The sequence below is a fragment of the Micromonospora sp. NPDC002296 genome, from assembly GCF_040296145.1.
Taxonomy (GTDB): domain Bacteria; phylum Actinomycetota; class Actinomycetes; order Mycobacteriales; family Micromonosporaceae; genus Micromonospora.
The window spans coordinates 15,170-36,445 of record NZ_JBEOWQ010000014.1; the positions used below are offsets into that span (position 1 = coordinate 15,170).

General features: G+C 73.4%; 26 protein-coding genes. 11 read left to right on the forward strand and 15 right to left on the reverse strand.

What is annotated here, in order from left to right:
* Positions 1-14: 14 nt before the first annotated feature.
* From ABT023_RS13850 to dut, 4 genes are all read right to left on the reverse strand, one after another.
* Complete coding sequence (locus ABT023_RS13850) at positions 15-701, reverse strand: DUF3159 domain-containing protein (RefSeq protein WP_350885178.1); 687 nt, start codon at positions 699-701, stop codon at positions 15-17.
* A gap of 31 nt (positions 702-732) precedes the next feature.
* Positions 733-1,116: an OB-fold nucleic acid binding domain-containing protein gene (locus ABT023_RS13855; RefSeq protein ID WP_350885180.1), complete on the reverse strand. Its 384-nt coding sequence runs from the start codon at positions 1,114-1,116 to the stop codon at positions 733-735.
* Between the two features lie 161 nt (positions 1,117-1,277).
* Entirely contained in the window at positions 1,278-1,940 is a 663-nt protein-coding gene (locus ABT023_RS13860; RefSeq protein WP_350885182.1) for a DUF3710 domain-containing protein, read from the reverse strand.
* Between the two features lie 25 nt (positions 1,941-1,965).
* Positions 1,966-2,472 (reverse strand): dUTP diphosphatase, encoded by a 507-nt coding sequence (dut, locus tag ABT023_RS13865; RefSeq protein ID WP_350885184.1) that lies wholly within the window; start codon positions 2,470-2,472, stop codon positions 1,966-1,968.
* Positions 2,473-2,556: 84 nt separating this feature from the next.
* On the opposite strand from dut, the gene ABT023_RS13870 reads away from it, so the two are divergent.
* Positions 2,557-3,051, forward strand: coding sequence for a DUF3093 domain-containing protein (locus ABT023_RS13870; RefSeq protein WP_350885186.1), 495 nt, complete (start codon positions 2,557-2,559; stop codon positions 3,049-3,051).
* Positions 3,052-3,067: 16 nt separating this feature from the next.
* On the opposite strand, the gene ABT023_RS13875 is transcribed toward ABT023_RS13870, so the two are convergent.
* Both ABT023_RS13875 and ABT023_RS13880 read right to left on the reverse strand, forming a co-directional pair.
* Positions 3,068-4,003 carry a hypothetical protein gene (locus ABT023_RS13875; protein ID WP_350885188.1) on the reverse strand — a complete coding sequence of 312 codons (936 nt, stop codon included), beginning with the start codon at positions 4,001-4,003 and terminating at the stop codon, positions 3,068-3,070.
* Positions 4,004-4,194: 191 nt separating this feature from the next.
* On the reverse strand, positions 4,195-4,491 hold the full coding sequence (locus ABT023_RS13880) for a DUF4193 domain-containing protein (RefSeq protein WP_007075406.1): 297 nt from the start codon (positions 4,489-4,491) through the stop codon (positions 4,195-4,197).
* Between the two features lie 434 nt (positions 4,492-4,925).
* On the opposite strand from ABT023_RS13880, the gene ABT023_RS13885 reads away from it, so the two are divergent.
* Entirely contained in the window at positions 4,926-5,441 is a 516-nt protein-coding gene (locus ABT023_RS13885; protein WP_350885390.1) for a LytR C-terminal domain-containing protein, read from the forward strand.
* A gap of 8 nt (positions 5,442-5,449) precedes the next feature.
* On the opposite strand, the gene ABT023_RS13890 is transcribed toward ABT023_RS13885, so the two are convergent.
* Positions 5,450-6,268 (reverse strand): inositol monophosphatase family protein, encoded by an 819-nt coding sequence (locus ABT023_RS13890; RefSeq protein WP_350885190.1) that lies wholly within the window; start codon positions 6,266-6,268, stop codon positions 5,450-5,452.
* A 571-nt stretch (positions 6,269-6,839) separates the two neighbouring features.
* Here ABT023_RS13890 and ABT023_RS13895 point away from each other — a divergent pair.
* Together ABT023_RS13895 and ABT023_RS13900 are read left to right on the forward strand one after the other, a co-directional pair.
* Positions 6,840-8,420 (forward strand): RNA polymerase sigma factor, encoded by a 1,581-nt coding sequence (locus ABT023_RS13895; protein WP_350885192.1) that lies wholly within the window; start codon positions 6,840-6,842, stop codon positions 8,418-8,420.
* 245 nt (positions 8,421-8,665) lie between these two features.
* A complete protein-coding gene (locus ABT023_RS13900) occupies positions 8,666-8,899 on the forward strand; it encodes a DUF7455 domain-containing protein (RefSeq protein ID WP_350885194.1) in 234 nt (77 codons plus the stop codon).
* Between the two features lie 243 nt (positions 8,900-9,142).
* Here the strand turns inward: ABT023_RS13900 and ABT023_RS13905 are convergent, their stop codons facing one another.
* The 3 genes from ABT023_RS13905 to ABT023_RS13915 all read right to left on the reverse strand — a co-directional run bounded on the left by ABT023_RS13905 (position 9,143) and on the right by ABT023_RS13915 (position 11,993).
* Positions 9,143-10,876: a DEAD/DEAH box helicase gene (locus ABT023_RS13905; protein ID WP_350885196.1), complete on the reverse strand. Its 1,734-nt coding sequence runs from the start codon at positions 10,874-10,876 to the stop codon at positions 9,143-9,145.
* A gap of 207 nt (positions 10,877-11,083) precedes the next feature.
* The gene (locus ABT023_RS13910; RefSeq protein WP_350885198.1) at positions 11,084-11,734 is read right to left on the reverse strand and encodes a trimeric intracellular cation channel family protein; all 651 of its coding nucleotides are present in this window, start codon (positions 11,732-11,734) and stop codon (positions 11,084-11,086) included.
* A 40-nt stretch (positions 11,735-11,774) separates the two neighbouring features.
* Positions 11,775-11,993: a DUF3039 domain-containing protein gene (locus ABT023_RS13915; protein WP_161688218.1), complete on the reverse strand. Its 219-nt coding sequence runs from the start codon at positions 11,991-11,993 to the stop codon at positions 11,775-11,777.
* Between the two features lie 88 nt (positions 11,994-12,081).
* On the opposite strand from ABT023_RS13915, the gene ABT023_RS13920 reads away from it, so the two are divergent.
* Entirely contained in the window at positions 12,082-13,014 is a 933-nt protein-coding gene (locus ABT023_RS13920; protein ID WP_350885200.1) for a pseudouridine-5'-phosphate glycosidase, read from the forward strand.
* On the forward strand, positions 13,011-13,910 hold the full coding sequence (locus ABT023_RS13925) for a carbohydrate kinase family protein (protein ID WP_350885201.1): 900 nt from the start codon (positions 13,011-13,013) through the stop codon (positions 13,908-13,910). The genes ABT023_RS13920 and ABT023_RS13925 overlap by 4 nt, the downstream gene beginning before the upstream one ends.
* A gap of 25 nt (positions 13,911-13,935) precedes the next feature.
* Here the strand turns inward: ABT023_RS13925 and ABT023_RS13930 are convergent, their stop codons facing one another.
* The gene (locus ABT023_RS13930; RefSeq protein WP_350885392.1) at positions 13,936-14,292 is read right to left on the reverse strand and encodes a DUF3099 domain-containing protein; all 357 of its coding nucleotides are present in this window, start codon (positions 14,290-14,292) and stop codon (positions 13,936-13,938) included.
* Between the two features lie 107 nt (positions 14,293-14,399).
* Here ABT023_RS13930 and ABT023_RS13935 point away from each other — a divergent pair, with 107 nt between their 5' ends.
* Both ABT023_RS13935 and ABT023_RS13940 read left to right on the forward strand, forming a co-directional pair.
* Positions 14,400-14,687, forward strand: a complete 288-nt coding sequence (locus tag ABT023_RS13935; RefSeq protein WP_117666624.1) for a hypothetical protein — start codon at positions 14,400-14,402, stop codon at positions 14,685-14,687.
* 12 nt (positions 14,688-14,699) lie between these two features.
* Complete coding sequence (locus ABT023_RS13940; protein WP_350885203.1) at positions 14,700-15,011, forward strand: YlcI/YnfO family protein; 312 nt, start codon at positions 14,700-14,702, stop codon at positions 15,009-15,011.
* Positions 15,012-15,029: 18 nt separating this feature from the next.
* On the opposite strand, the gene ABT023_RS13945 is transcribed toward ABT023_RS13940, so the two are convergent.
* The 3 genes from ABT023_RS13945 to ABT023_RS13955 form a co-directional block, all read right to left on the reverse strand.
* Positions 15,030-15,950: a hypothetical protein gene (locus ABT023_RS13945; RefSeq protein ID WP_350885205.1), complete on the reverse strand. Its 921-nt coding sequence runs from the start codon at positions 15,948-15,950 to the stop codon at positions 15,030-15,032.
* Entirely contained in the window at positions 15,950-16,219 is a 270-nt protein-coding gene (locus tag ABT023_RS13950; RefSeq protein WP_350885207.1) for a hypothetical protein, read from the reverse strand. Before ABT023_RS13950 ends, ABT023_RS13945 begins: the two co-directional genes overlap by 1 nt.
* 271 nt (positions 16,220-16,490) lie before the next feature.
* Positions 16,491-17,075 (reverse strand): HhH-GPD-type base excision DNA repair protein, encoded by a 585-nt coding sequence (locus tag ABT023_RS13955; protein ID WP_350885209.1) that lies wholly within the window; start codon positions 17,073-17,075, stop codon positions 16,491-16,493.
* 133 nt (positions 17,076-17,208) lie between these two features.
* Here ABT023_RS13955 and ABT023_RS13960 point away from each other — a divergent pair, with 133 nt between their 5' ends.
* Together ABT023_RS13960 and dtd are read left to right on the forward strand one after the other, a co-directional pair.
* Positions 17,209-18,693, forward strand: a complete 1,485-nt coding sequence (locus ABT023_RS13960; RefSeq protein ID WP_350885210.1) for a DUF7782 domain-containing protein — start codon at positions 17,209-17,211, stop codon at positions 18,691-18,693.
* Positions 18,693-19,115, forward strand: a complete 423-nt coding sequence (gene dtd, locus ABT023_RS13965) for a D-aminoacyl-tRNA deacylase (RefSeq protein WP_350885212.1) — start codon at positions 18,693-18,695, stop codon at positions 19,113-19,115. The genes ABT023_RS13960 and dtd overlap by 1 nt, the downstream gene beginning before the upstream one ends.
* 100 nt (positions 19,116-19,215) lie before the next feature.
* Here the strand turns inward: dtd and ABT023_RS13970 are convergent, their stop codons facing one another.
* The gene (locus ABT023_RS13970; RefSeq protein WP_350885214.1) at positions 19,216-20,004 is read right to left on the reverse strand and encodes a sporulation protein; all 789 of its coding nucleotides are present in this window, start codon (positions 20,002-20,004) and stop codon (positions 19,216-19,218) included.
* A 252-nt stretch (positions 20,005-20,256) separates the two neighbouring features.
* On the opposite strand from ABT023_RS13970, the gene sigB reads away from it, so the two are divergent.
* Positions 20,257-21,261: an RNA polymerase sigma factor SigB gene (gene sigB, locus ABT023_RS13975; protein WP_350885394.1), complete on the forward strand. Its 1,005-nt coding sequence runs from the start codon at positions 20,257-20,259 to the stop codon at positions 21,259-21,261.
* The last annotated feature ends 15 nt before the right edge of the window (positions 21,262-21,276 follow it).

Here is a 21,276-nt window from a genome sequence, read left to right on the forward strand (position 1 = left end):
CGGGTGTGGGCGGCTCAGGCCCCGGGCAGCGGCTCCGGGGCGGCGGCCTCGCGGGTCACCCGGCGCACCGTCCACACCGTGATCAGCAGCAGCAGCGCGTACGGCGGGTAGCCCAGGGCCAGCCGGGCGACGCCGAGGGCGGTGTCCTGGTGGGCAAGGTAGAGCCCGGCCTGCACGCCGACCTTGGCCAGCCACACCACGCCCCAGAGCACGGTCAGCTGGGTGAAGGTGCGTACCAGGCGCGGGTCGTCCCGCCACTCCGAGCGCCCCTTGGCCACCAGCACCGACCAGATCCAGCCCACCAGGGGCTGCCGGATCGCCGCCGACACGAGCAGGGCCAGCCCGTAGCCGATGCCGTAGAGGATGCCCGGTAGGTAGAAGTCGCGTTCGTCGCCGGTGCGCCAGGCGATCGCCGCGCCGATGCCGATGCCGAACAGGCCGTTGACCGCGTGCCGCACCGGCCGGCGCTGGGCCAGCCGCAGCCCGGCGATGAGCAGGCCCACGGCCACCGAGGCGATCACCGCGGGTCGCAGCTCGCCGAGGATGTTGGCGATCACGAAGACGACCACCGGGATGCTGGACTCGACCAGCCCACGCCAGCCGCCGAGCTGGTCGGCCATCTGCTCGGCGAGGCTCGGCAGCTGCTCGGAGTCCTCTGGGCCGGTCCCCGGTTCGGTCGTCCGGTGCTGTCCGGTGGTCATCGCGTCTCTCCCGTTCCCGGCGTCCGCGCCGTCACTTCGGCGACTCCAGCTCGTAGTACGGGTTGTAGATGACCTTACGGTCGTCCCGCACCGCCACCCGTCCTCGGGCGGTCAGGTGGCGCCCCGGCTCGATGCCGGCGATGTGCCGCCGGCCGAGCCACACCAGGGTCACCACGTCGCTGCCGTCGTACAGGTCGGCCTCCAGGGTGGGCAGGTTGGTCCGGGGGGTGTAGACCACGGTACGCAACCTGCCGGTGACCGAGACCACCTGACCGCGCATGCACTGCCGGGCCGGCGTGCCGCCGGACTGCGCGCTCTCCCGGCGCAGCTCCTGCGCCTCGATCTCGGCCTCGCTCGCGGTGAGCCGGTGCAGGAGCCGCCGCAGCGAGACCCTGCTGCCCTCGTCGGTCGTCATGACCTCCGCGTCACCCTCTCCTCCGCCGGCCGGCCCCGCGCCTGCCGGGCCGTCCCGCCAGCGTACGCCGAGCGGCGGGCGGGGCGGACCACCCGGCAGCCCGGGACGGGCCGCCGGCGGAGCGCCGACGGGCCGGCCCGGACCCGGGTGGAAGTCGGGTGTCAGGCCTCGATCGGGCCCGGGGCCCCGGGAGCGCCCTCGCCGGCCTGCTCGGCGACCTCGCGGGGCAGCCGCAACGGCAGCGGCTCGCGCACCGGCTTGGCCTCCTGGCCGCGGTCGACGACCAGCCCGTCCAGGCACTCGGCCAGCGGACCGGCGGCGGCCGGGTCGGTGGCGGCGGCGCCCTGGAAGACGCCGCGGACCATCCAGCGGGGGCCGTCGACACCGACGAACCGCAGGTCGGTCAGGCCGTCGGGGGTACGCACCCGGGCGCGCAGCTCGGGGCCGTACTCGCCCTGCACCTCCTGGGCGGCAACGCCGTCGTTGAACAGGGACTGGCGGATCTCCTCGCGCACCTCGTCCCAGATGCCGTCGGAGCGGGGCGCGGCGAAGACGCCGAGCTGCAACGCGCTCTCGCCGTGCACGAGGACGACCTGCTGGATCACGCCCTCCGGGTCGGCCTGCACGCGCACCTCGACGTCGGCCACCGCCGGGATCTGGAGGCTGCCCAGGTCGAGCCGCTGCACCCTCTCGGGGGCCTCGGCGACGTCGTACGGGCCGCGCTCCGGCCCCGACGCCTCGGCGTCGTGCCCGTCCAGGACCTCGGTGGCCCGCTCGTCACGGCCCTGCCGACCGCCACCGGCCCGCTTTCGGGAGAAGATCACTGCGCCCACCCTCCGCTGTTCACACTCACCCTGCCACCTCTTCCGACTGGCCGCCGGCCCGATCCGCCGACGGCGGGACGAGCCCGGCGTGTCCACCGGTCGAGCCATGCCCACCGGTGCCCCGCCGGGACGGCGGCAGCTCGGCCGCCGGCCGGAAATCGACCCGCTCCACCCGCTGGACAACGAGCTGCGCGATCCGATCGCCACGGGAGATCTTCGCCGGTTCCTCCCGATCATGGTTGATCAGGTTGACGAAAATCTCACCCCGGTAGCCGGCGTCGACCGTACCGGGCGCGTTGAGCACCGTCACGCCGAGCCTGGCCGCCAGGCCCGACCGGGGGTGCACCAGGCCGACGTACCCCTCCGGGAGGGCGATCGCCACGCCGGTGGGGACCAGGGCCCGCCCGCCGGGGGGCAGCTCCACGTCCGCGGCGGCCACCAGGTCGGCCCCGGCGTCGCCGGGATGGGCGTACGCCGGCAGCGGCAGCCCCGGGTCGAGCAGCCGTACGGGCACGGGTACGTCGTCGGTCACGGTCTTCCTCTTCCGTCCGGTTCGCGGGGTGACCCTGCCATCCTGCCGGGTCGACCACCGCTCGTGCGCCGTACCCTTGCAGGAGTGAGCCGATCACCGTCCTCGCCGCCCGCCACCACCGTGACCACCGCCTATGCGGAACGGCTCAGCCTGCCCTGGTGGGCCTGGCTGGCCGGTCTGGCGCTCGGCGGCTTCCTCGCCCTGGAGCTGTGGATGGGCGCCGACGGGGCGCGCGGCTGGCTGCCGTTCGTGGTGCTGCCGCCGGCGGTGGTGGCCGCCCTGTGGTGGCTGGGACGGATCCGGGTCGCGGTGGCCGACGGGGAGCTACGGGTCGACGACGCCCGGCTGCCGGTGCGGTTCGTGGCCGACGTCGTCCCGCTGGACGTCACGGGCCGCCGCGAGGTGCTCGGCGTCGGGGCCGACCCACTCGCCTTCGTGGTCCAGCGCCCGTGGATCGCCGGGGCGGTGCAGGTGGTGCTCGACGACCCCGCCGATCCCACCCCGTTCTGGGTGGTCAGCACCCGCGACCCGGTACGCCTCGCCGCGGCGCTCCTCGCCGCCCGCGACGCCGCCGCCTGAGCCCGCCGGGGCCGGCTCAGGGCAGCGCGGGTGTGTTGCCGCCGGGCAACGTCCGGCGCTGCCGGCGCAGGTCGGCACGGAGCTGGTCGGCGAGGGACCGGGTGGCCCGCCGGTTGAGGTAGCTGGCCACGGCCGCCCCGGTCAGGAACGGGCCGAGGGTGGTCAGGTTTCGGCCGAAGCGCTTGAGCAGGGTGTCGCGCAGCTCCTTGCGGGCCGCCGTGCCGAGCACCGCGCCGACGCCCACCCCGGGCAGCATCGGATTGATCCCGCGCTGGCCGGCCCAGGACTGGACCACGGCCACCGTTCGCTGGCTGCCGCCGGTGGGCAGCGGGGCGCCGTACACCTCGTGCAGCTCGCCGATCATCTTCAGCTCGACGGCCACGACCGCGACCGTCTCGGCGGCCAGCAGCACCGGCGCGGAGAGGAGCGTGGGGGCGACCGTCCACTCCACGGCCGCGATCCCACCGCCGGCCGCGCCGATCCCGGCGGTCGTCCGGGCGGCGTTGCGAATCAGCCGGTCGGCCAGCGCCTCGTCGTCCAGGCCGGGGAAGTGCCGGCGCAGGGTGGCCAGGTCACGAACGGGCACGTGCGGGGCGACCTCGGCGACGGCGTCGGTCATCCACCGCACGGCGGCCGTCGGCTTGAACAGGTCGGCGAGCCCTCGGACGCGCACCTGCCCGACGAGCCGGGCCAACAGCTGCCGCCGCCGGGCCGGCTCGATGTCGTCGGCGGTCAGCGCCGCCACTGTGGCGCCGAGCTCGGTCCGGCCGTCGTCCGGCACGTCGCGCCCGGTCCCGCCGCGCCGGTCGGCACCCGGCGCCGCCGCGGCCGGCCTGACCGCACCGTGCTCGGCCCCGGCCGACCCGCCCCCGTCGCGCTCAGCGGCGTCGGGCATGGTCGGACCGCCGGTGACCGGGCCTCCGCCCGTGCCGTCGTCACTGCGCTCGCCCATGCGCCGACCTCCCCGATGGGTGTGGGTGGAAGCTGCTGTGACGAGTCAAGCAGCTTCCCGCCACCGGCGCACGGCGGCGCCACCCGTGGGTGAGGCTCCGGCGGGGTCAGCGCCGGCGGGCGGGCGGGAAGTGTCAGTTCCCGAAGCGGCGGCCTCGTCTGGGAGGCCGCCGCCGGTGTCCCGAGTCAGGGTCAGACGCACTCTCGGCAGATCAGCTCGCCATTGCGCTCGACCGCCAACTGGCTACGGTGGTGGACGAGGAAGCAGCGTGCACACCGGAACTCGTCCTGCTGCATCGGTAGCACCTTGACCGTGAGTTCCTCGTCGGCCAGGTCAGCGCCGGGCAGCTCGAAGCTCTCGGCGACCTCGGCCTCGTCGACGTCCACGGCGCCCGACTGTGAGTCGACGCGTCGGGCCTTGAGCTCTTCCAGGCTGTCCTCGCCGAGGTCGACCTCGTCGCGACGCGGGGCGTCGTAGTCGGTGGCCATCGGTCTCACTCTCCCATATCGATATGGTCGCTTCCGGTTGTAACGCCGGGCGACGCTGTTTCGGTTCCGTTGGCCGGCCACCATTTTGTGTCGGTCACCCGACCCGACGGCCGGTCAGGTCAGGGCCGCCAGAGAAGCACCCCAGCGAGCGCGGTACCTTACCCCCCTCTGGCGAGGCATGTATACCGCCCTCGTGGCTCAGATGTACGCCCCAGCCGTCGAAGTTGTTCCCAATGTGACTCAGGCGACACGAAGATAGGGGTAGTAGTACCCGCTTCACGGTTGGCGCGCCGGCATGTCGGACTGTTTCCACGCGACGGCCGGACAACCGTTAACCTCAGCGGCGTACTCGACGGCCGGCGGGGCGGCCTGACCGCCGACGGCCGCCGCCACCCACCCATCGTCCGGGGAGCGCCCAGATGAGTTTTGCGCGAGTGCGAGCACTCGTTGTCGTCGGTCTGCTGGCGGTCGTCGCCCTGGTCTTCGTGGTCGTCGCCCTGGTTCGCGACACCCAGGGCGAGGCCGGACTGGCCGGCGGCTGCCCCGAGGGCGCCCCGCTGGCGGACGTCAAACTGCGCGAGCGCAAGGACGTGAAGATCAACGTACTCAACGGCACAGACCGGCCCGGCCTCGCCTCCCAGGTCGCCGACGAGTTCAGCAACCGGCAGTTCCAGGTCAAGAAGACCAGCAACGAGAAGAAGCAGATCGACGACGTCGCGGTGCTGCGGTACGGCCCGAAGGGCGTCGGCTCCGCGCACCTGCTGCGCGCGTACTTCCTCAACAACGCCAAGGACGGGTACGACGCCAAACGCAAGGACGACACCGTCGACGTGGTGCTGGGCAACGGCTTCCAGCAGTTGGCCACCACCACCGAGGTGAACCAGGCCCTCGGCGACCTGGGCGCCCCGGTCGCGCCGCTCGGCTCGTGCCCGATGCCCGTCAAGAAGTGACCCGGGGGTCAGGGCCCGCCCGAGGCGTCCAGGTCGGTCAGCCGCTCGTGCAGCGGCACGAACAGCGCCGACGGTGCGGCGATCACCAGGTCGGGCCCAGCCGGGCGGCCGCCCAGCCCGCCGACCCGCAGCCCGGCCTCGGCAGCGACCAGCGCCCCGGCCGCCTGGTCCCAGGCGGCCAGCCCCTTCTCGTAGTACGCGTCCACCCGGCCCTCGGCGGCCAGGCAGAGGTCCAACGCGGCGGCGCCCTGCCGGCGGATGTCCCGCACGTGCGGGATCAACTCGGCGAGCACCCGGGCCTGATGCGACCGCCGCTTCGGGTCGTAGCCGAACCCGGTGGCGACCAGCGCCTGGCCGAGGTCGGTCTCGGTCGAGCAGCGCAGCCGCTCCCCCGCACGCCAGGCGCCGCCGCCGACGGTGGCCGTCCACTCCTCGCCCGTGAACAGATTGCGCACCACCCCGGCGACCACCTCGCCGTCGACCTCGGCGGCCAGCGAGACCGCGCAGTACGGCAGCCCGTACAGGTAGTTGACGGTGCCGTCGATGGGGTCGACGATCCATCGCACCCCGCTGCGCGCCTCGCCGGCCGCGCCCCCGCCGTACTCCTCGCCGAGCACCGAGTCGTCGGGGCGGAGCGTGGCCAGCGCGTCGAGGACCTGCCGCTCGACCGCCCGGTCGGCGGCGGTGACCACGTCGGTGACGGTGGACTTGGTCGCGGCGACGAAGACCCCCTCGGCGCGCATCCGGTACGCGGTGTCCGCCGCATCCCGAGCCACGTCGATCGCGATCTTGAGAAGTTCCCCCGGCGTCGGCGCCGTACTGGTCATGGTCCGTTCCCTTCCCGCGTACGTCCTGGAGGAACTGTGCCCGCTGTCTCAGATGCCAGCAACCCGACCGCCTACGCAAGGGCCGTTGTCCATCGGCATTCCTGGGCCCGGCGAGCGGTGGCGTCGAATGGTGCAACAACCTTGCGGGCAGAGTTTGACCGGTGTATCCGTTTGTAGTTGGTATTGTCCGCTAAGTGCCCAGTTCCCCGTCCGCGCGTCCGCGCCCCGCCCCGGCCCCCGCCGTCGCGGTCGGCCCGCGGCCGTCGCGCCGACCGGCAGTTCGGGCGCGGCCCACTCCCCGCCGGCCTCGGCAGGCGGGATCGCGCGCCGGTATCATCCTCACAAAGTCCACATCTACGCCGAATCAGCGGTCCCAACCGCCGGTACGCAGTGCGGCGCAGGATGATCCCCGCAGACGGCGTTACAATTCACCCCTGCCCACGCGCCACGGGCCGCCGACGACCGGCCGGCCCGGGACACGGGGGTCCCCCAACCAAATCGTCCGGCACCGTGTCCCGCGCTGCGCCGGACAACCCGGCCGTGCTCGCTTTTCGCCTCCGGAAGGTCATTCGTGACAGAACCCCGCCAGACCGGCGCCGACGTTCGCTCGCTCACCGACACCCTGATCGCCCACGCGCAGAGCGCCGGTGGCCAGCTCACGTCGGCCCAGCTCGCGCGCACCGTCGAGTCCGCCGAGGTGACTCCGGCCCAGGCCAAGAAGATCCTGCGGGCGCTCGCGGAAGCGGGGGTGACCGTGGTCGTGGACGGCTCGGTCGGCCCCCGCCGCCGGGTCGCCGCCGCCCGGTCGGCCACCCCGGCGTCCCGTGCCACCACCGCCAAGACCACCAAGAAGGCCGCCGCGCCGGCCCAGAAGCAGGCCTCCGCCGCCGACGAGGCCACCCCGGCGCCCCGCAAGGTCGCCGCGCGCAAGACCACCACCGAGGCGGTCGCCAAGGCGGCCGTGCCGGCGAAGGCCGCGAAGTCCACCCGGGCCACCAAGGCGACCGTCGCCGCGGCCGCCGGCAAGCCCGCCGGCAAGGCCAAGGGCGAAGGCGAGATCGACCCGGAGGAACTCGCCGCCGAGATCGAGGACGTGGTGGTCGAGGAGCCGGCCGAGCTGGCCCGGGCCGCCGCGTCCGACGCCGCGAGCTCCGCCACCGACAACGACTTCGAGTGGGACGACGAGGAGTCCGAGGCGCTCAAGCAGGCGCGCCGCGACGCCGAGCTGACCGCCTCCGCCGACTCCGTCCGGGCGTACCTCAAGCAGATCGGCAAGGTGCCCCTGCTCAACGCCGAGCAGGAGGTGGAGCTCGCCAAGCGGATCGAGGCGGGCCTCTACGCCGCCGAGCGGCTGCGCGCCGCCGAGGAGGGCGAGGAGAAGCTCGTCCGCGACATGGTCCGCGACCTCGGCTGGATCTCCCGGGACGGCGAGCGGGCGAAGAACCACCTGCTGGAGGCCAACCTCCGGCTGGTGGTGTCGCTGGCCAAGCGCTACACGGGGCGCGGAATGGCGTTCCTGGACCTGATCCAGGAGGGCAACCTGGGCCTGATCCGGGCGGTGGAGAAGTTCGACTACACCAAGGGCTACAAGTTCTCCACGTACGCCACCTGGTGGATCCGGCAGGCGATCACCCGGGCAATGGCCGACCAGGCCCGCACCATCCGCATCCCGGTGCACATGGTCGAGGTCATCAACAAGCTCGGCCGCATCCAGCGCGAGCTGCTCCAGGATCTGGGCCGCGAGCCCACCCCGGAGGAGCTGGCCAAGGAGATGGACATCACACCGGAAAAGGTGCTGGAGATCCAGCAGTACGCCCGGGAGCCCATCTCACTCGACCAGACCATCGGTGACGAGGGTGACAGCCAGCTCGGCGACTTCATCGAGGACTCGGAGGCCGTCGTCGCGGTCGACGCCGTCTCCTTCTCGCTGCTGCAGGACCAGCTCCAGCAGGTGCTCCAGACGCTCTCCGAACGCGAGGCGGGCGTGGTCCGGCTCCGCTTCGGCCTGACCGACGGCCAGCCGCGCACGCTGGACGAGATCGGCCAGGTCTACGGGGTGACCCGGGAGCGGATCCGGCAGATCGAGTCCAAGACGATGTCGAAGCTGCGTCACCCGTCCCGTTCACAGGTACTCCGTGACTACCTGGACTGAGCCCGCCGCGTCAACCAGCCGTGTCGGTTTGATCACCAGACGTACAACGCCCGATGGTGATCGGGCGGTTGCACGATTGTGATCGTTGACGTGGCACCCTTGGTGCACGGCACACTGTTGCTGCCATGTGTGACCTCGGTCCCCCGCGGGCACACAGGGAAGGCAGGGCCCGAGTTGGGTGTTGCACGATAGGTGAGCAACGACCGAAGAGATTGTTCATCGGTGACGACCAGAGGAGGAAGGCGATGACCCCGACCCTCACGCCGCCGCACGAGACGGTGGCTCCCCCAGCCGCCGATGAACGGTGCGACCGCTGCAACGCTGCCGGCAAGCTCCGTATCACTCTGGCGGGCGGGAGCGAGCTGGTGTTCTGTGGGCACCACGCGAACAAGTACGCGGAGGATCTCGTGAAGATCACCGTGCGGTACGCGACGGACCCCGAGTTCAGCTGGCGTGGCGCCGATCTCATGGCGAACTGAGAACGCGTAGATATACCCCACACCGACATTGCCGGCCGGAGGCACCCCCCAGGGGCCCTCCGGCCGGCTTTTCGGCACTTCGGGCACCACTTCCGCCCAACCCGCCACCGGCACCGGCACCGGCCGACAACCGACGCAGCCGGGTCCCGGCGGCCCTCGGTCGTGACGAAGAGGGTCACGTCGGCCCGGGAAGACGCGGAACCCTAGGCCTCGGCGAAGCCCTCCGTGAGGGCACGGGCTCGGTCAGAGGGTCTGGACCGTGGCTATGCGTTCCTCGAGCTGCTCGATGGTGGCCTGGGCGCTCGGAGGGCCGCCGCAGAGGCGGCGCAGCTCGGCGTGGATCTTGCCGTGCGGCAGGCCCGTGCGGTGGTGCCGGGCGGCCACCAGGGCGTTCAGCTGCCGCCGTAGCGCCACCCGACGCTGGGCCGCGCTCATGGGTGGCGGGGGCGCCACCGTGGCCACAGGGGCCGACTCAGCGGCCCGGTCGACGGCCCGGCGGCGCTGGGCGGCCAACTGCTCGGCCTGCCGCTTGGTGAGCAGCAGGGAGACCTGGTCGGCGGTGAGCAGCCCGGGCAGGCCCAGGTACTCCTCCTCCTCGGGGGTGCCGGCCTGGGCGGCGGTGCCGAAGGACGCGCCGTCGAAGATCACCTGGTCCAGCTCGGCCGTGGCGGACAGAGCGGCGAAGCGCTTCTCCAGCTCCCCGCTGGCCTGGTCGTCGCGCTGCGCGCGCTCCAGCAGGTCGTCGTCGAAGCCCTCGCGGTCCTTCGGCTTGCCGAGCACGTGGTCGCGCTCGGCCTCCATCTCGCTGGCCAGCCCGAGCAGGTGCGGCACGCTGGGCAGGAAGACCGACGCGGTCTCCCCGGGGCGGCGGGCCCGGACGAACCGCCCGATGGCCTGCGCGAAGTAGAGCGGCGTGCTGGCGCTGGTGGCGTAGACACCGACCGCCAGCCGGGGGATGTCGACGCCCTCGGAGACCATCCGGACCGCGACCATCCACCGCTGCCCGGACTCCGAGAACGTCGCGATCCGGGCGGACGCGCCCTGGTCGTCGGAGAGCACCACCGTGGCCTTCTCGCCGGTCGTCTGCTCGATGAGGCGCGCGTACGAGCGGGCGGTCTGCTGGTCGCTGGCGATGATCAACCCGCCGGCGTCGGCCATCCCGGCGTTGCGCAGCACGGTCAGCCGGGCGTCGGCGGCCCGCAGCACCTGCGGCATCCAGTCGCCGGCCGGGTCCAGGGCGGTGCGCCAGGCCTGCGCGATCAGGTCCTGGGTCATCGGCTCGCCCAGCCGGGCGGACAGCTCGTCGCCCGCGTTGGTCCGCCACCGGGTCTCCCCCGAGTACGCCAGGAAGAGCACCGGCCGGACCACACTGTCGCGCAGCGCGTCGGAATAGCCGTACACGACGTCGGCGCGGGAGCGGAGCAGGCCGTCGCCGCCCCGCTCGTAGGTGACGAAGGGGATCGGGTTGTCGTCGGAGCGGAACGGCGTGCCGGTCAGCATCAGCCGGCGCACGGCGGGCTCGAACGACGCCTTCACGCCGTCGCCCCAGGTCCGGGAGTCACCGGCGTGGTGGATCTCGTCCAGGATGACCAGGGTGCGGCGGGTCATGGTGCGCCGCCGGTGCACGTGGGGCGCCATCCCGACCTGCGCATACGTGACGACGGCTCCGTGGAAGTCGGCGGAGGAGTGCAGATCGGCGTTGCGGAACGCCGCGTCGAGCTGGATGCCGATCCGGGCCGCGGCCTCGGCCCACTGGCTCTTCAGGTGCTCGGTGGGGGCGACCACGGTGACCGCCTCGACGGTGCCGTCGGCGAGCAGCTCGGCGGCGATCCGCAGGGCGAAGGTGGTCTTGCCTGCCCCGGGGGTGGCGACCGCCGTGAAGTCCTCGGTGCGTCGTCGCAGGTACTCCACCAGCGCCTTGCGCTGCCAGGCGCGCAGTGGTGGAAACGTCTCGAGCGCCGGCGTCCGGGCTGCCACGCGTCAGGCTCCTCTCCGACCGCCACGACGGCGGACCCCGGCCGAGGGCCACGGGTACCGCCGCCCATGAAAAGGCCCTCGCGCATCGGTTGCCGCGAAGGCCGAGTCAGCATAACCAGCGCGCGACGCTCGGCCCAGGCGACGCCACGCTGGTCACATCCGCACCGCCCGGAACCCCACCGACAGCACCCCGGTCATCACCGTGGGTCAGGGGCGAGGGCCGGGGGTGCCGGTGCGGGACGGGTGGAGCGTGGCCACCGGGGCGGACCAACGCCGTCGCAGCGCCATCAGGCGCAGCGCGAAGACGAACACCGCCGCGGCGGTCAGCCCGGCTGCGCCGGCGTGCCCGGACGCGTGGAGCGCCGCCACGGCGATCGAGCCGGCGAGTGCCGCCACCGCGTAGATCTCCCGGCGCAGCACCACGGGGATCTCGCCGGTGAGCAGGTCCCGGGCGAGCCCACCGCCGATGGCGGTGAGCATGCCGATGAGGCAGGCCCCGACCGGCGGGACCTGCGCGTCGAGCGCCTTGAGGGTTCCGGTGACGGTGAACAGCCCGAGGCCGGCGGCGTCGAGGACCAACACGGTGGTGCGCAGCCGGGCGAGCTGGGGGTGCAGCCAGAACACGGCGGCGGCGGTGACCGCGGCGGTGGCGGCGTACCGCCAGTCGGCGAAGGCCAGCGGGGGTGCCTCGCCGATGACCAGGTCGCGGAAGATCCCGCCGCCGAGCGCGGCGACGAAGCCGACGAAGGCGACGCCGAACAGGTCCAGCCGCTTGGCCACCGCCGCGGAGGCGCCGGAGGCGGCGAAGACCGCCACCCCGGTCAGGTCGGCGAGGAGCAGGGCGGTGGAGGTGGTCACCGACGAAGGTTACGTGGGCGACCGTCCCGGCCGCCCACGGTCACTCGCGCCAGGATTCGTAGATCTCCTTGCACTTCGGGCAGACCGGCGAGCCCGGCTTGGCCGCCTTGGTCACCGGGAACTTCTCCCCGCACAGCGCGACGACGAAGGTGCCCATGACGGCACTTTCGGCGATCTTCTCCTTGCGGACGTAGTGGAACATCTCGGGACCGGTGTCGGCGTCCTTCAGTTCCGGACGCTCAAGAACCTCTGTGCTCACGACTGCACCTCCAACTTTCCAGTTTGACAGGTAGGCCTGACCGGGTCCACCGCAGGCCGCCCGCGCGAGGGCCCGTACCGTAGAAGACGTGAACAACTTCCACATCCGCCTCGGCACCGAGGTGGCAGATGCCCTGCGTGAGCACCGTCCGGTCGTCGCCCTGGAGAGCACCATCGTGTCGCACGGCCTTCCCCGGCCGGACAACCTGCGGGTGGCCCGCGAGATCGAGCAGACAGTACGCGACGCCGGCGCGGTCCCGGCGACCATCGGCATGGTCGGCGGCCAACTGGTGGTGGGGCTGGACGACGCGGAGCTGACCCGGCTCGCCACCGTCGACGGGGTGAGCAAGCTCTCCGTCCGCGACCTGGCGGTGGCCGCCGCGACCGGGGCGGACGGAGCCACCACGGTAGCCGCCACCAGCGCGGTGGCCTCCGCCGCGGGAATCGGGGTCTTCGCCACCGGCGGGCTGGGCGGGGTGCACCGGGAGGCCGCGCACACCTTCGACGAGTCGGCCGACCTGGGCACCCTGGCCCGGACCCCGATCGCGGTGGTCTGCGCCGGGGTCAAGTCGATCCTCGACGTCGGAGCCACCCTGGAGCGGCTGGAGACCCTCGGCGTCGCCGTCGTCGGGTACCGCACCCGGCGGTTCCCCGGCTTCTACCTCACCGACGCCGGGTTCGACCTGGACTGGTCGGTCGACTCCCCGGAGCAGGTCGCCGACGTGCTGGCAGCCCGGATCGGGCACGGCGTGCACTCCGGTGGCCTGCTCGTGGCCAACCCGCTCCCGGTCGACGAGCAGCTCGACCCGGCCCTGCACGACCGGACGCTCACCGAGGGCCTGGCCCTGCTGGAGCGTGACGGGGTGACCGGCAAGGCCGTGACGCCGTACCTGTTGGCCCACTTCCACTCCGCCACCGCCGGCGCCAGCCTCGCGGTGAACGTGCGGATCATCCTGCGCAACGCCGACCTCGCCGCCCGGGTCGCGGTCGCCGCGGCGCGCGGCGGGGACTCCGCCGCATGACCGCTCCGGCCCGCGTCGTCGTCGTCGGCGACCTGATCACCGACGTGGTCGCGGTGCTCGGCGGGCCGCTGGCGACCGGCTCGGACACCCCGGCCGCCATCCGGGTCGGCGGCGGTGGGCAGGCGGCCAACACCGCCGCCTGGCTCGCCGCCCAGGACGTACCGGTGACCATGGTCGGCGCGGTCGGGGACGACGACGCGGGACGCGACCGGGTGGGCGAGCTGGAGCGTGCCGGCGTGGACTGCGCGGTCGAGCGACACCCGGACCGCGCCACCGGCACCGTCATCGTGCTCACCGGCGACGGGGAGCGCACGATGGTCACCGAGCGGGGCGCGAACCTGTGGCTCACCGCCGGGCACGTGGAGCGGGCACTGGCCGGGGCGCCGGACGCGCGGCACCTGCACCTGTCCGCGTACACCCTGCTCGACGACGGATCGCGCGGGGCCGGGTTGCGCGCGCTGGCCGCGGCGCGCGAGCGCGGGATCAGCATCAGCGTCGACGCGGCGTCCGCGGCGCCGCTGCGGCGGGTCGGCGCGGCAGCCTTCCTGACCTGGGTACGCGACGTCGACCTGCTCCTGGTCAACGCCGACGAGGCGGCCGTGCTGGCCGGCGGGCTCGACCCGGCGGCGCAGGCCAGGGCACTGTCGGCGACGGCGAGGCGGGTGGTGGTCAAGCGGGGCGCGGCCGGGGCGGTCTGGGCCGACCGGACGGCGACGGTCAGCGCCGCCCCGGCGCGGCGGGTGGCCGTGGCCGACGTCACCGGGGCCGGGGATGCCTTCGCCGCCGGGCTGCTGTCCGCCTGGCTGGCCGGGGCCAACCCCCGGGAGGCGCTGGACCGGGCCGGCGACCTCGGCGCGCTGGCCGTCTCCACGGTCGGTGCCCGACCCGCCTCCTGACCCCGACGCGCCGGGTCCCGGCCGATCAGGGCTCGGCGTCGATGACCTTGTACGGACGCTCGTCGGCGGTCAGGCTCATCGGCGGGGTCTCGTCCCGGTTGCGGGGGTGGAACCGGTTGGCCAGCCGGTGCTGCTCCTTCGGCGGCCGGTCGTTGGCCAGCAGCACCGCCAGCCACGGGATGAGCACCATCCCGAGGCCGCACAGCGGCAGCCAGAGCCAGAGCATGGGGGCCTGCGCGCCGACCAGGATCGCGCCGACGATCACGCACGCCACCCGGATGGCCATCATCACGATGTAGCGCCGCTGCCGGCTGTTGAGCTGATCGCCCTGGCTGCGGGCCGCGTCGGTGATCAGGATCGGTTCGTACGCCTGACGCTTCACCACGGACCTCCAAGAGGGACTGCACCCCATCTTGTCACTCCCGACCGGTGATCAGCGAAAATCGGCTTATTCCCGGCGCGTGTTACGCGCGTGGTACGCTCCGCCCCGTGGGCAGCCGGTTCAGCTTCACCGACGAGGCGCTGGCCAACCTGCGCGTCTACGGCGTCACGCCCGGCGAGGTCTGGGAGGCGCTGCACAGCCCGCGCCGGGTCATCCGGCACCTCGGCGACGACGTGATGGTGGTCTACGCCGCCGCCCGCCACGGACGGCGGCTGGCGGTGCTGCTCGCCGAGGCCGACGGCGCCGACAACGACTGGGACGTCCTGTCCGCCCGGGAGCTGAGCGACGTCGAGGCCAAGCGCTACGACGAGGCCGTTCGCAGATCCCGTCGATGAGGAGGCGTGGCGATGAACCGTAACGACGCGACCGAGCAGTTCCACAGCGGCGACGACCGGCTCGCCGAGCTGATCGACACCAGCCAGCCGGCGCAACTGCCCGCCCCAGACACCGACGTTCCGATGGTCAGCCGCTCGGTGCGGCTGCCGCTGGAGACGTACGAGCGGGTGCGGGCCGCCGCAGACGCCCGCGGCATCGGGGTGACCACCCTGATGCGCCAGTGGATCGAGGCCGGCCTGACCGAGCTGGACGACTCCGCGACGGTCTCGCTGGCCGACGTCCGGCGCGCCCTCGCCGCGCTCTCCCGGCCCACCGCCGCCTGAGCCGTCCGTCGCCGCGCCTCAGCCCATGAGCTGCCCGAACGCGGCACGCTCCGCGTCGCGCACGTACGTCCGCCCGGACGGGTACGTCAGCGTGGCGTGCAGGTCGCAGTCGCCCCGGTAGAACCACTCGACGTACGGCACGTCGGGCTGCGCCCGCAGGTGGGCCATGTTGTCCCGCATGGCCTGCGCGCAGACGGCCCCGTCCGGGTCGTACGGCGTCCCGTCGTCGAGGGTGGGCTTGCGCCTGATCCCCCACTCCGGGATCACCAGCGGCCTGCCGACCCGCCTCGCCTGGGCGAGCGCGAACTCGTTGCGCTCGACCGGGGTGCGGTACCGCTCGTAGCCGGTGTCGTAGATGTCGAACCCCACCGCGTCCACCCCGGGGTAGCCGGCGACCACCCCGAAGTCGGCCCACCAGGACGCCTGCCGGCGGGCGGCGTACTCGGTGAACACCGGCACCAGCCAGACCTCGCGACGGCGGGGGTGCCCGGCGAGCGCGCCCACCAACTCCTGCCACTGCTGCCGGAACACCGCCGGGGCCGGGTCGCCCCCGGACTGCTGCTCCGGCTCGTGGTCGAGCGTCACCAGGTCCACCACCCGGCGGCGGCCGGCCGGCCGGGCCGAGAGCCAGTCGCGGACGACCGCCGCCGAGGTGCCGGCGGTCCAGTCCTTGAAGCTGTAGTGCAGCGGGCAGTCGGCGGGTACCTGCGCGAGAAGCCCCGACCAGGGCTCCAGGCCGGCGCCGGGGCCGGAATAGAGCCGCACCGTGCTCGGGTGCGGGTACCGGGCGAGCATCGCCTGGACCGCGGCGACCGAGCTTCCCGGAGGTGTCCAGCCCAGGGCCGTCGGCGCCTCCACCCTGACCGCCGTGCTGACGGTGACGGCGTTGCCCCCCGTGTCCGCCACCCGCGCGGTCAGGGTGACCGTACGGGTGAACATCAGACCCGGACCGAGAAGCGACCGGACGCCGCCGGGTCGGCGACGATCGTCACGGCCGGATCGGTCGTGGTCAACTCGAACTTCAGCGGATCACCGACGGTCAGCGTGGTGGTGGCGGTCGCCACGTGCCCGGCCACGTCGGTGACCTTCCCGGTCACGGTGACCGTACGGGCGTCCGGGTCGTAGGCGTCGATCACCACCTGGGCGGTCTGGCCGGGCTGGAGCGTGCTGGGGGTCGCGGTGATCGACCGGATGACGGGATTGGCCATGATGCCCTCCGGGGGCGGCTGCGGGCCTGAGCCCAGGCGATCGGGATCAGCCGCGGGCCGCCCACCCTTCCCGGTGGACGCACCCGATCGGCAGGCCCGTGCCGTCGCGCGCCGGACGACCACCCGCTGCGCCGTTGCGGCGGGATGGGCGTCGCCCGATACCCGCTGCTCTGGTTGCAGAATGCCACGTCAGCGGCCCTACGGGTAGCCACCGACGGGACGGGAGCACGCCCTGGACCGTACGGGCGACGAGCCCGGCGGGCGGGTGGCGTCAGCCCTTCGCGGCCTTCGCCTCCGCCTTCATCCGCTGCTTGTGCTCCCGCACCCGACGCAGCGACTCCGGGTCGGTGACGTCGGCGACCGACCGGTACGCGTCGGCGTCGCCGTACCCGCCGGCCGCCTCGCGCCAGCCGTCCGGGGTGACACCGAAGCGCTTGCCGAGCAGGGCGAGGAAGATCTGCGCCTTCTGCCGGCCGAACCCGGGCAGCCCGGCGATCCGGGCCAGCAGCTCCCGCCCGTCGGCGGCGTCGGCCCAGAGCCGGGCGGCGTCCCCGTCGTACCGGTCCACCAGGGTTCGGCACACCTCCTGCACCCGGGCCGCCATCGCCTTCGGGAACCGGTGCAGGGCCGGGGGTCGGGCGAAGAGCGCCACCAGCTCGTCCGGGTCGTACCCGGCCAGCTCGCGGGCATCCGGCTCGTGCCCGAGCCGCTGCGTCAGCACGTACGGCGAGGAGAACGCCTTCTCCATGGGAACCTGCTGGTCGAGCACCATGCCGAGCAGCAGGGCCAGCGGGCTGCGCTCCAGCAGCCGGTTGGCCTCGGGGTCGATGGGGAGCGAAACCGTCATGCCGTCCATCCTCCCCGGCACCGGCCCGGGGCCGACGGCGACTCCCCGGGGCCCGTGGCGCGAAGTCCGCGCCCGTTCCCCGGCGGGCGGATTTGCGGGCGGCGGTGACGGGCCGCCCGGGCGCGGAGGGCAGGATGGCAACGTGGACGAACACGACATGCTGCTCTCCCCCGCCGGCGTCGACGCGCTCCGGACGGCGCTGACCCGCGCCGGGTACACCTCGAACGGGATCGCCGACCGGCTCGGCCCGCAGGCCACCGGCGGGGCGGCCCGCAACGACTTCCGGGCCGCGCTACGGGCCACCGAGGACCGTGACCCGCTCGGCACGCTGATCCGGGTGTTCATCTGCGACCAGACCGAGCCGGAAGCCGCGGTGGCGGCCGCGCTCGCCCCGCTGACCGTGGACGAGGCGCTGGCCGGGGGGCTGGTCGAGCGGCACGGCGACGGCCTGCGCGCCGGCGTGGACCTGGAGCCGTACGGGGACGACTGGTGGGTCCTCGCCGACCTGCCGGCCAGTTCCCGGCCGGGCCGGCCGCTGCACTCCGAGCACGTGCTCGGCATCGGCGGGGCGACCCAGACGCTGATCGGGGCGGCCGTCCGCCGGCCGGTGGAGACCGCGTTGGACCTGGGCACCGGCTCCGGGGTGCAGGCGCTGCACCTGTCGGAGCACTCCCGCCGGGTCACCGCCACCGACCTCTCGCGGCGGGCGCTGCGCTTCGCCGCCACCACCGCCGCGCTCAACGGCCAGGACTGGGAACTGCTGCGCGGCGACATGGTCGCCCCGGTGGCCGGACGCCGGTTCGACCTGGTGGTCAGCAACCCGCCGTTCGTGGTCGGCCCCGGCACCACCACCCACGTCTACCGGGACTCCGGCCGGGCGGGCGACGCGATCGGCGCCGAACTGGCCGCCGCCGCCCCGGGCCTGCTCACCGAGGGCGGCACCATGCAGTACCTCGCCAACTGGGTGCACGTGACGGGTGAGGACTGGGGCGAGCGGGTGGCCGGCTGGTTCGCCGGCACCGGCCTGGACGCCTGGGTGATCCAGCGCGAGGTCGCCGACCCGATGGCGTACGTGAACCTGTGGCTGACCGACGTCGGCGAGGCCGCCGACCCGCACCGGATGGCGGCCTGGCTGGACTGGTTCGACGCGCACAAGGTGGAGGCGGTCGGCTTCGGCATCGTCTCGCTGCGCCGCGCCGGGCATGCCGACCCGGCGGTCCGGGTGGAGGACCTGCGGCAGCGGGTGGAGCCGCCGATGGGCGAGCGGATCGCCGCCTGGTTCGACCGCCAGGACTGGCTGCGAGCACGTGACACCGAGGGGCTGCTCGCCGAGCGCTACCGGGCCGCCGAGGGGCTCCAGCTCCGCCAGGAGGCCACCATGGGCGACGAGGGCTGGGCCGTGGACCGGCAGGTCCTCGCCATGCCGCACGGGCTGCGCTGGACCGAGGAGGTCGACCCGCTGGTGCTGGCCCTGGTCGGCGGCGCGGACGGCCGGTTGTCGCTGCGTGACCAGCTCGCGCTGCTCGCCACCGCGCACGACGTGGCGGCGGAGGAACTGGCCGAGGCTGCCGGCCCGATCGTGGCGCACCTGGTGGAGCGCGGCATCATCGAGCCGGTCACCGCCTGATGCGGGCGGTCGTGCAGACGGTCGGCCGGGCCTGCGTCACGGTCGACGGCGAGGTCGTCGGCGAGGTCACCGACGGGCTGCTGGTGCTGCTCGGGGTGACCCACACCGACACTCCGGAGACCGCGCGGACCATGGCCCGGAAGGTCCACGAGCTGCGCATCCTGGACGACGAGCGCAGCGCGGCGGACACCGGTGCCGGCATCCTGGTGGTCAGCCAGTTCACCCTCTACGGCGACGCCCGCCGGGGCCGCCGGCCGAGCTGGACCGCCGCCGCCCCGGCAGAGATGGCGGAACCCCTGGTGACGGCGGTCGTCGAGGCGCTGCGCGAACGGGGCGCCCCGGTGGCGACGGGCCGCTTCCGCACCCACATGCTGGTGGAGAGCGTCAACGTAGGCCCCCGCACCCTCCTCCTGGACCTCTGACCCCACCCCGTTGATCAAGAGGTTTGCGTCGTCCGAGGCCCGGCCCTGACGCAAACCTCTTGATCAACTGCGCCCGTGGCGGGCCGGGACGGGGTGGGGGTCAGAAGAACAGGCCGCGGCGTTGGACGGACTGGCGGAGCCAGCCGTCGAGCTGGGCGGCCCAGTCCGTGTTGTGTGCCGTGGCGTGGGGGACGGTGAAGCGACCGAACGCGTCCCTGCCCTCGGTGAGGACGCCGCCCCGCTTGTCGATCTCCAGTACCACCTGCACCTGCTGCGGGTCGGTGACGAAGGTGACCTCCAGCTGGTTGATCGCCCGGGCGTACTGCGGCGCCGGGTAGAACTCGATCTCCTGGTAGAACGGCAGGGTCTGCCGTACCCCGTAGATGTGGCCCCGCTCGTTGTCGGCGCGGGCGAACCGGAAGCCCAGCCGCAGCAACGCCTCCAGCAGCGCTTCCTGGGCCGGCAGCGGGTGCACCGCCACCGCGTCCAGGTCGCCCTTGTCCACCGCGCGGGCCACCTCCAGCTCGGTGCGCAGCCCCATCGTCATCCCGTGCAGGTGCTGCCCGTACAGCTCGGTCAGCGGCGTCTCCCACGGCACGTCGAAGCGGAAGGGCACGTCGTAGCGCTGCCCCGGCTCCAGCCGGAACGCCCCCGTCAGTTGGCGGCGCTGGAACTCCTGGGTGGTCTCGTAGTCGTTGTCGCCGCTCTCCACCTCGACCCGGGTGACCAGGCCCAGCGCGACGTACTCGACGTCCACCGGGTGCTCGCCGCCGGCCACGTGGACGGTGCCCTCCAACTGCCCGCCGGGGCGGCAGTTCGGGTTCGCCAGGATCGTCTCCACCGACGGGCCGCCCACGCCCATCGCCTGCATGAGCCGCTTGAAGACCACGACACGCTCCAGTCTCTCGGTGGTCGGTCGCCGCGGCGACCGACCGTGTGACCGGCCAGGACGGCCGACCGCTGGCACGGTAACCGGGGTCGGCAAGCCACGGACGCGCGGACACCCCTATTATCCGTGTCGGTTCCCCGATCGCCTCACTCCCGTTTCACGCCCGACTTGCCAGAGTGTGTGTCACCGGCGCCACTGGGCCGGTGAGACGGCACCGACGTGGACACGGGGAGAACAGAGATGGTCCTGCAGATGACCGAGAACCAGATCGGCCCGGCCGTCACCATCGACGCCGAGCTCGGCACCGACACCATGACCGACCTGGACGCCACCGACGAGCGCGGCATCTCCACGGACCTGGTCCGGGCCTACCTCAACGGCATCGGACGCACCAAGCTGCTCACCGCCGCGCAGGAGGTCGAGCTGTCCCGCCGGATCGAGGCCGGGCTCTTCGCCGAGGAGAAGCTGGCGACCTGCACCCCGGTGTCCACGGAGCTGCGCTCCGACCTGGAGCTGATCGTCGCCGAGGGCCGCGCGGCCAAGGACCACCTGCTCGAGGCGAACCTGCGGCTCGTCGTCAGCATCGCCAAGCGGTACACCGGCCGGGGGATGGCGTTCCTGGACCTGATCCAGGAGGGCAACCTGGGCCTGATCCGGGCGGTGGAGAAGTTCGACTACACCAAGGGCTTCAAGTTCTCCACGTACGCCACCTGGTGGATCCGGCAGGCGATCACCCGGGCGATGGCCGACCAGGCCCGCACCATCCGCATCCCGGTGCACATGGTCGAGCAGGTCAACCGGATGGTCCGGGCCCGCCGCGAGTTGGCCGTCACGCTGGGTCGCGAGCCCACCGTCGCCGAGGTCGCCAGGGGCATGGGCGTCCCCGAGTTCCAGGTCATCGAGCTGATCTCGTACGACCGGGAGCCGGTCAGCCTCGACCAGGCCGTCGGCGAGGACGGCGAGAGCGCCCTCGGTGACTTCGTCGCCGCCGTCGACCCGGCCGCCCAGCCGGGCGAGGCCGCCGCCGACGGCGAGCTGCGCAACGAGGTACGGATCGTGCTGGCCACCCTGTCCCAGCGGGAGCAGGCCGTGATCCGGCTCCGCTTCGGCCTGGACGACGGCCGGCAGCGCACCCTGGACGAGGTGGGCAGGGAGTTCGGCCTGTCGCGGGAGCGGATCCGGCAGATCGAGAAGGTGACGCTGCTGAAGCTGCGCGCCCCGGAGCGGGCCCAGCGCCTGGAGGCGTTCGCCTGCTGAGCGGGCGTGTCGCAA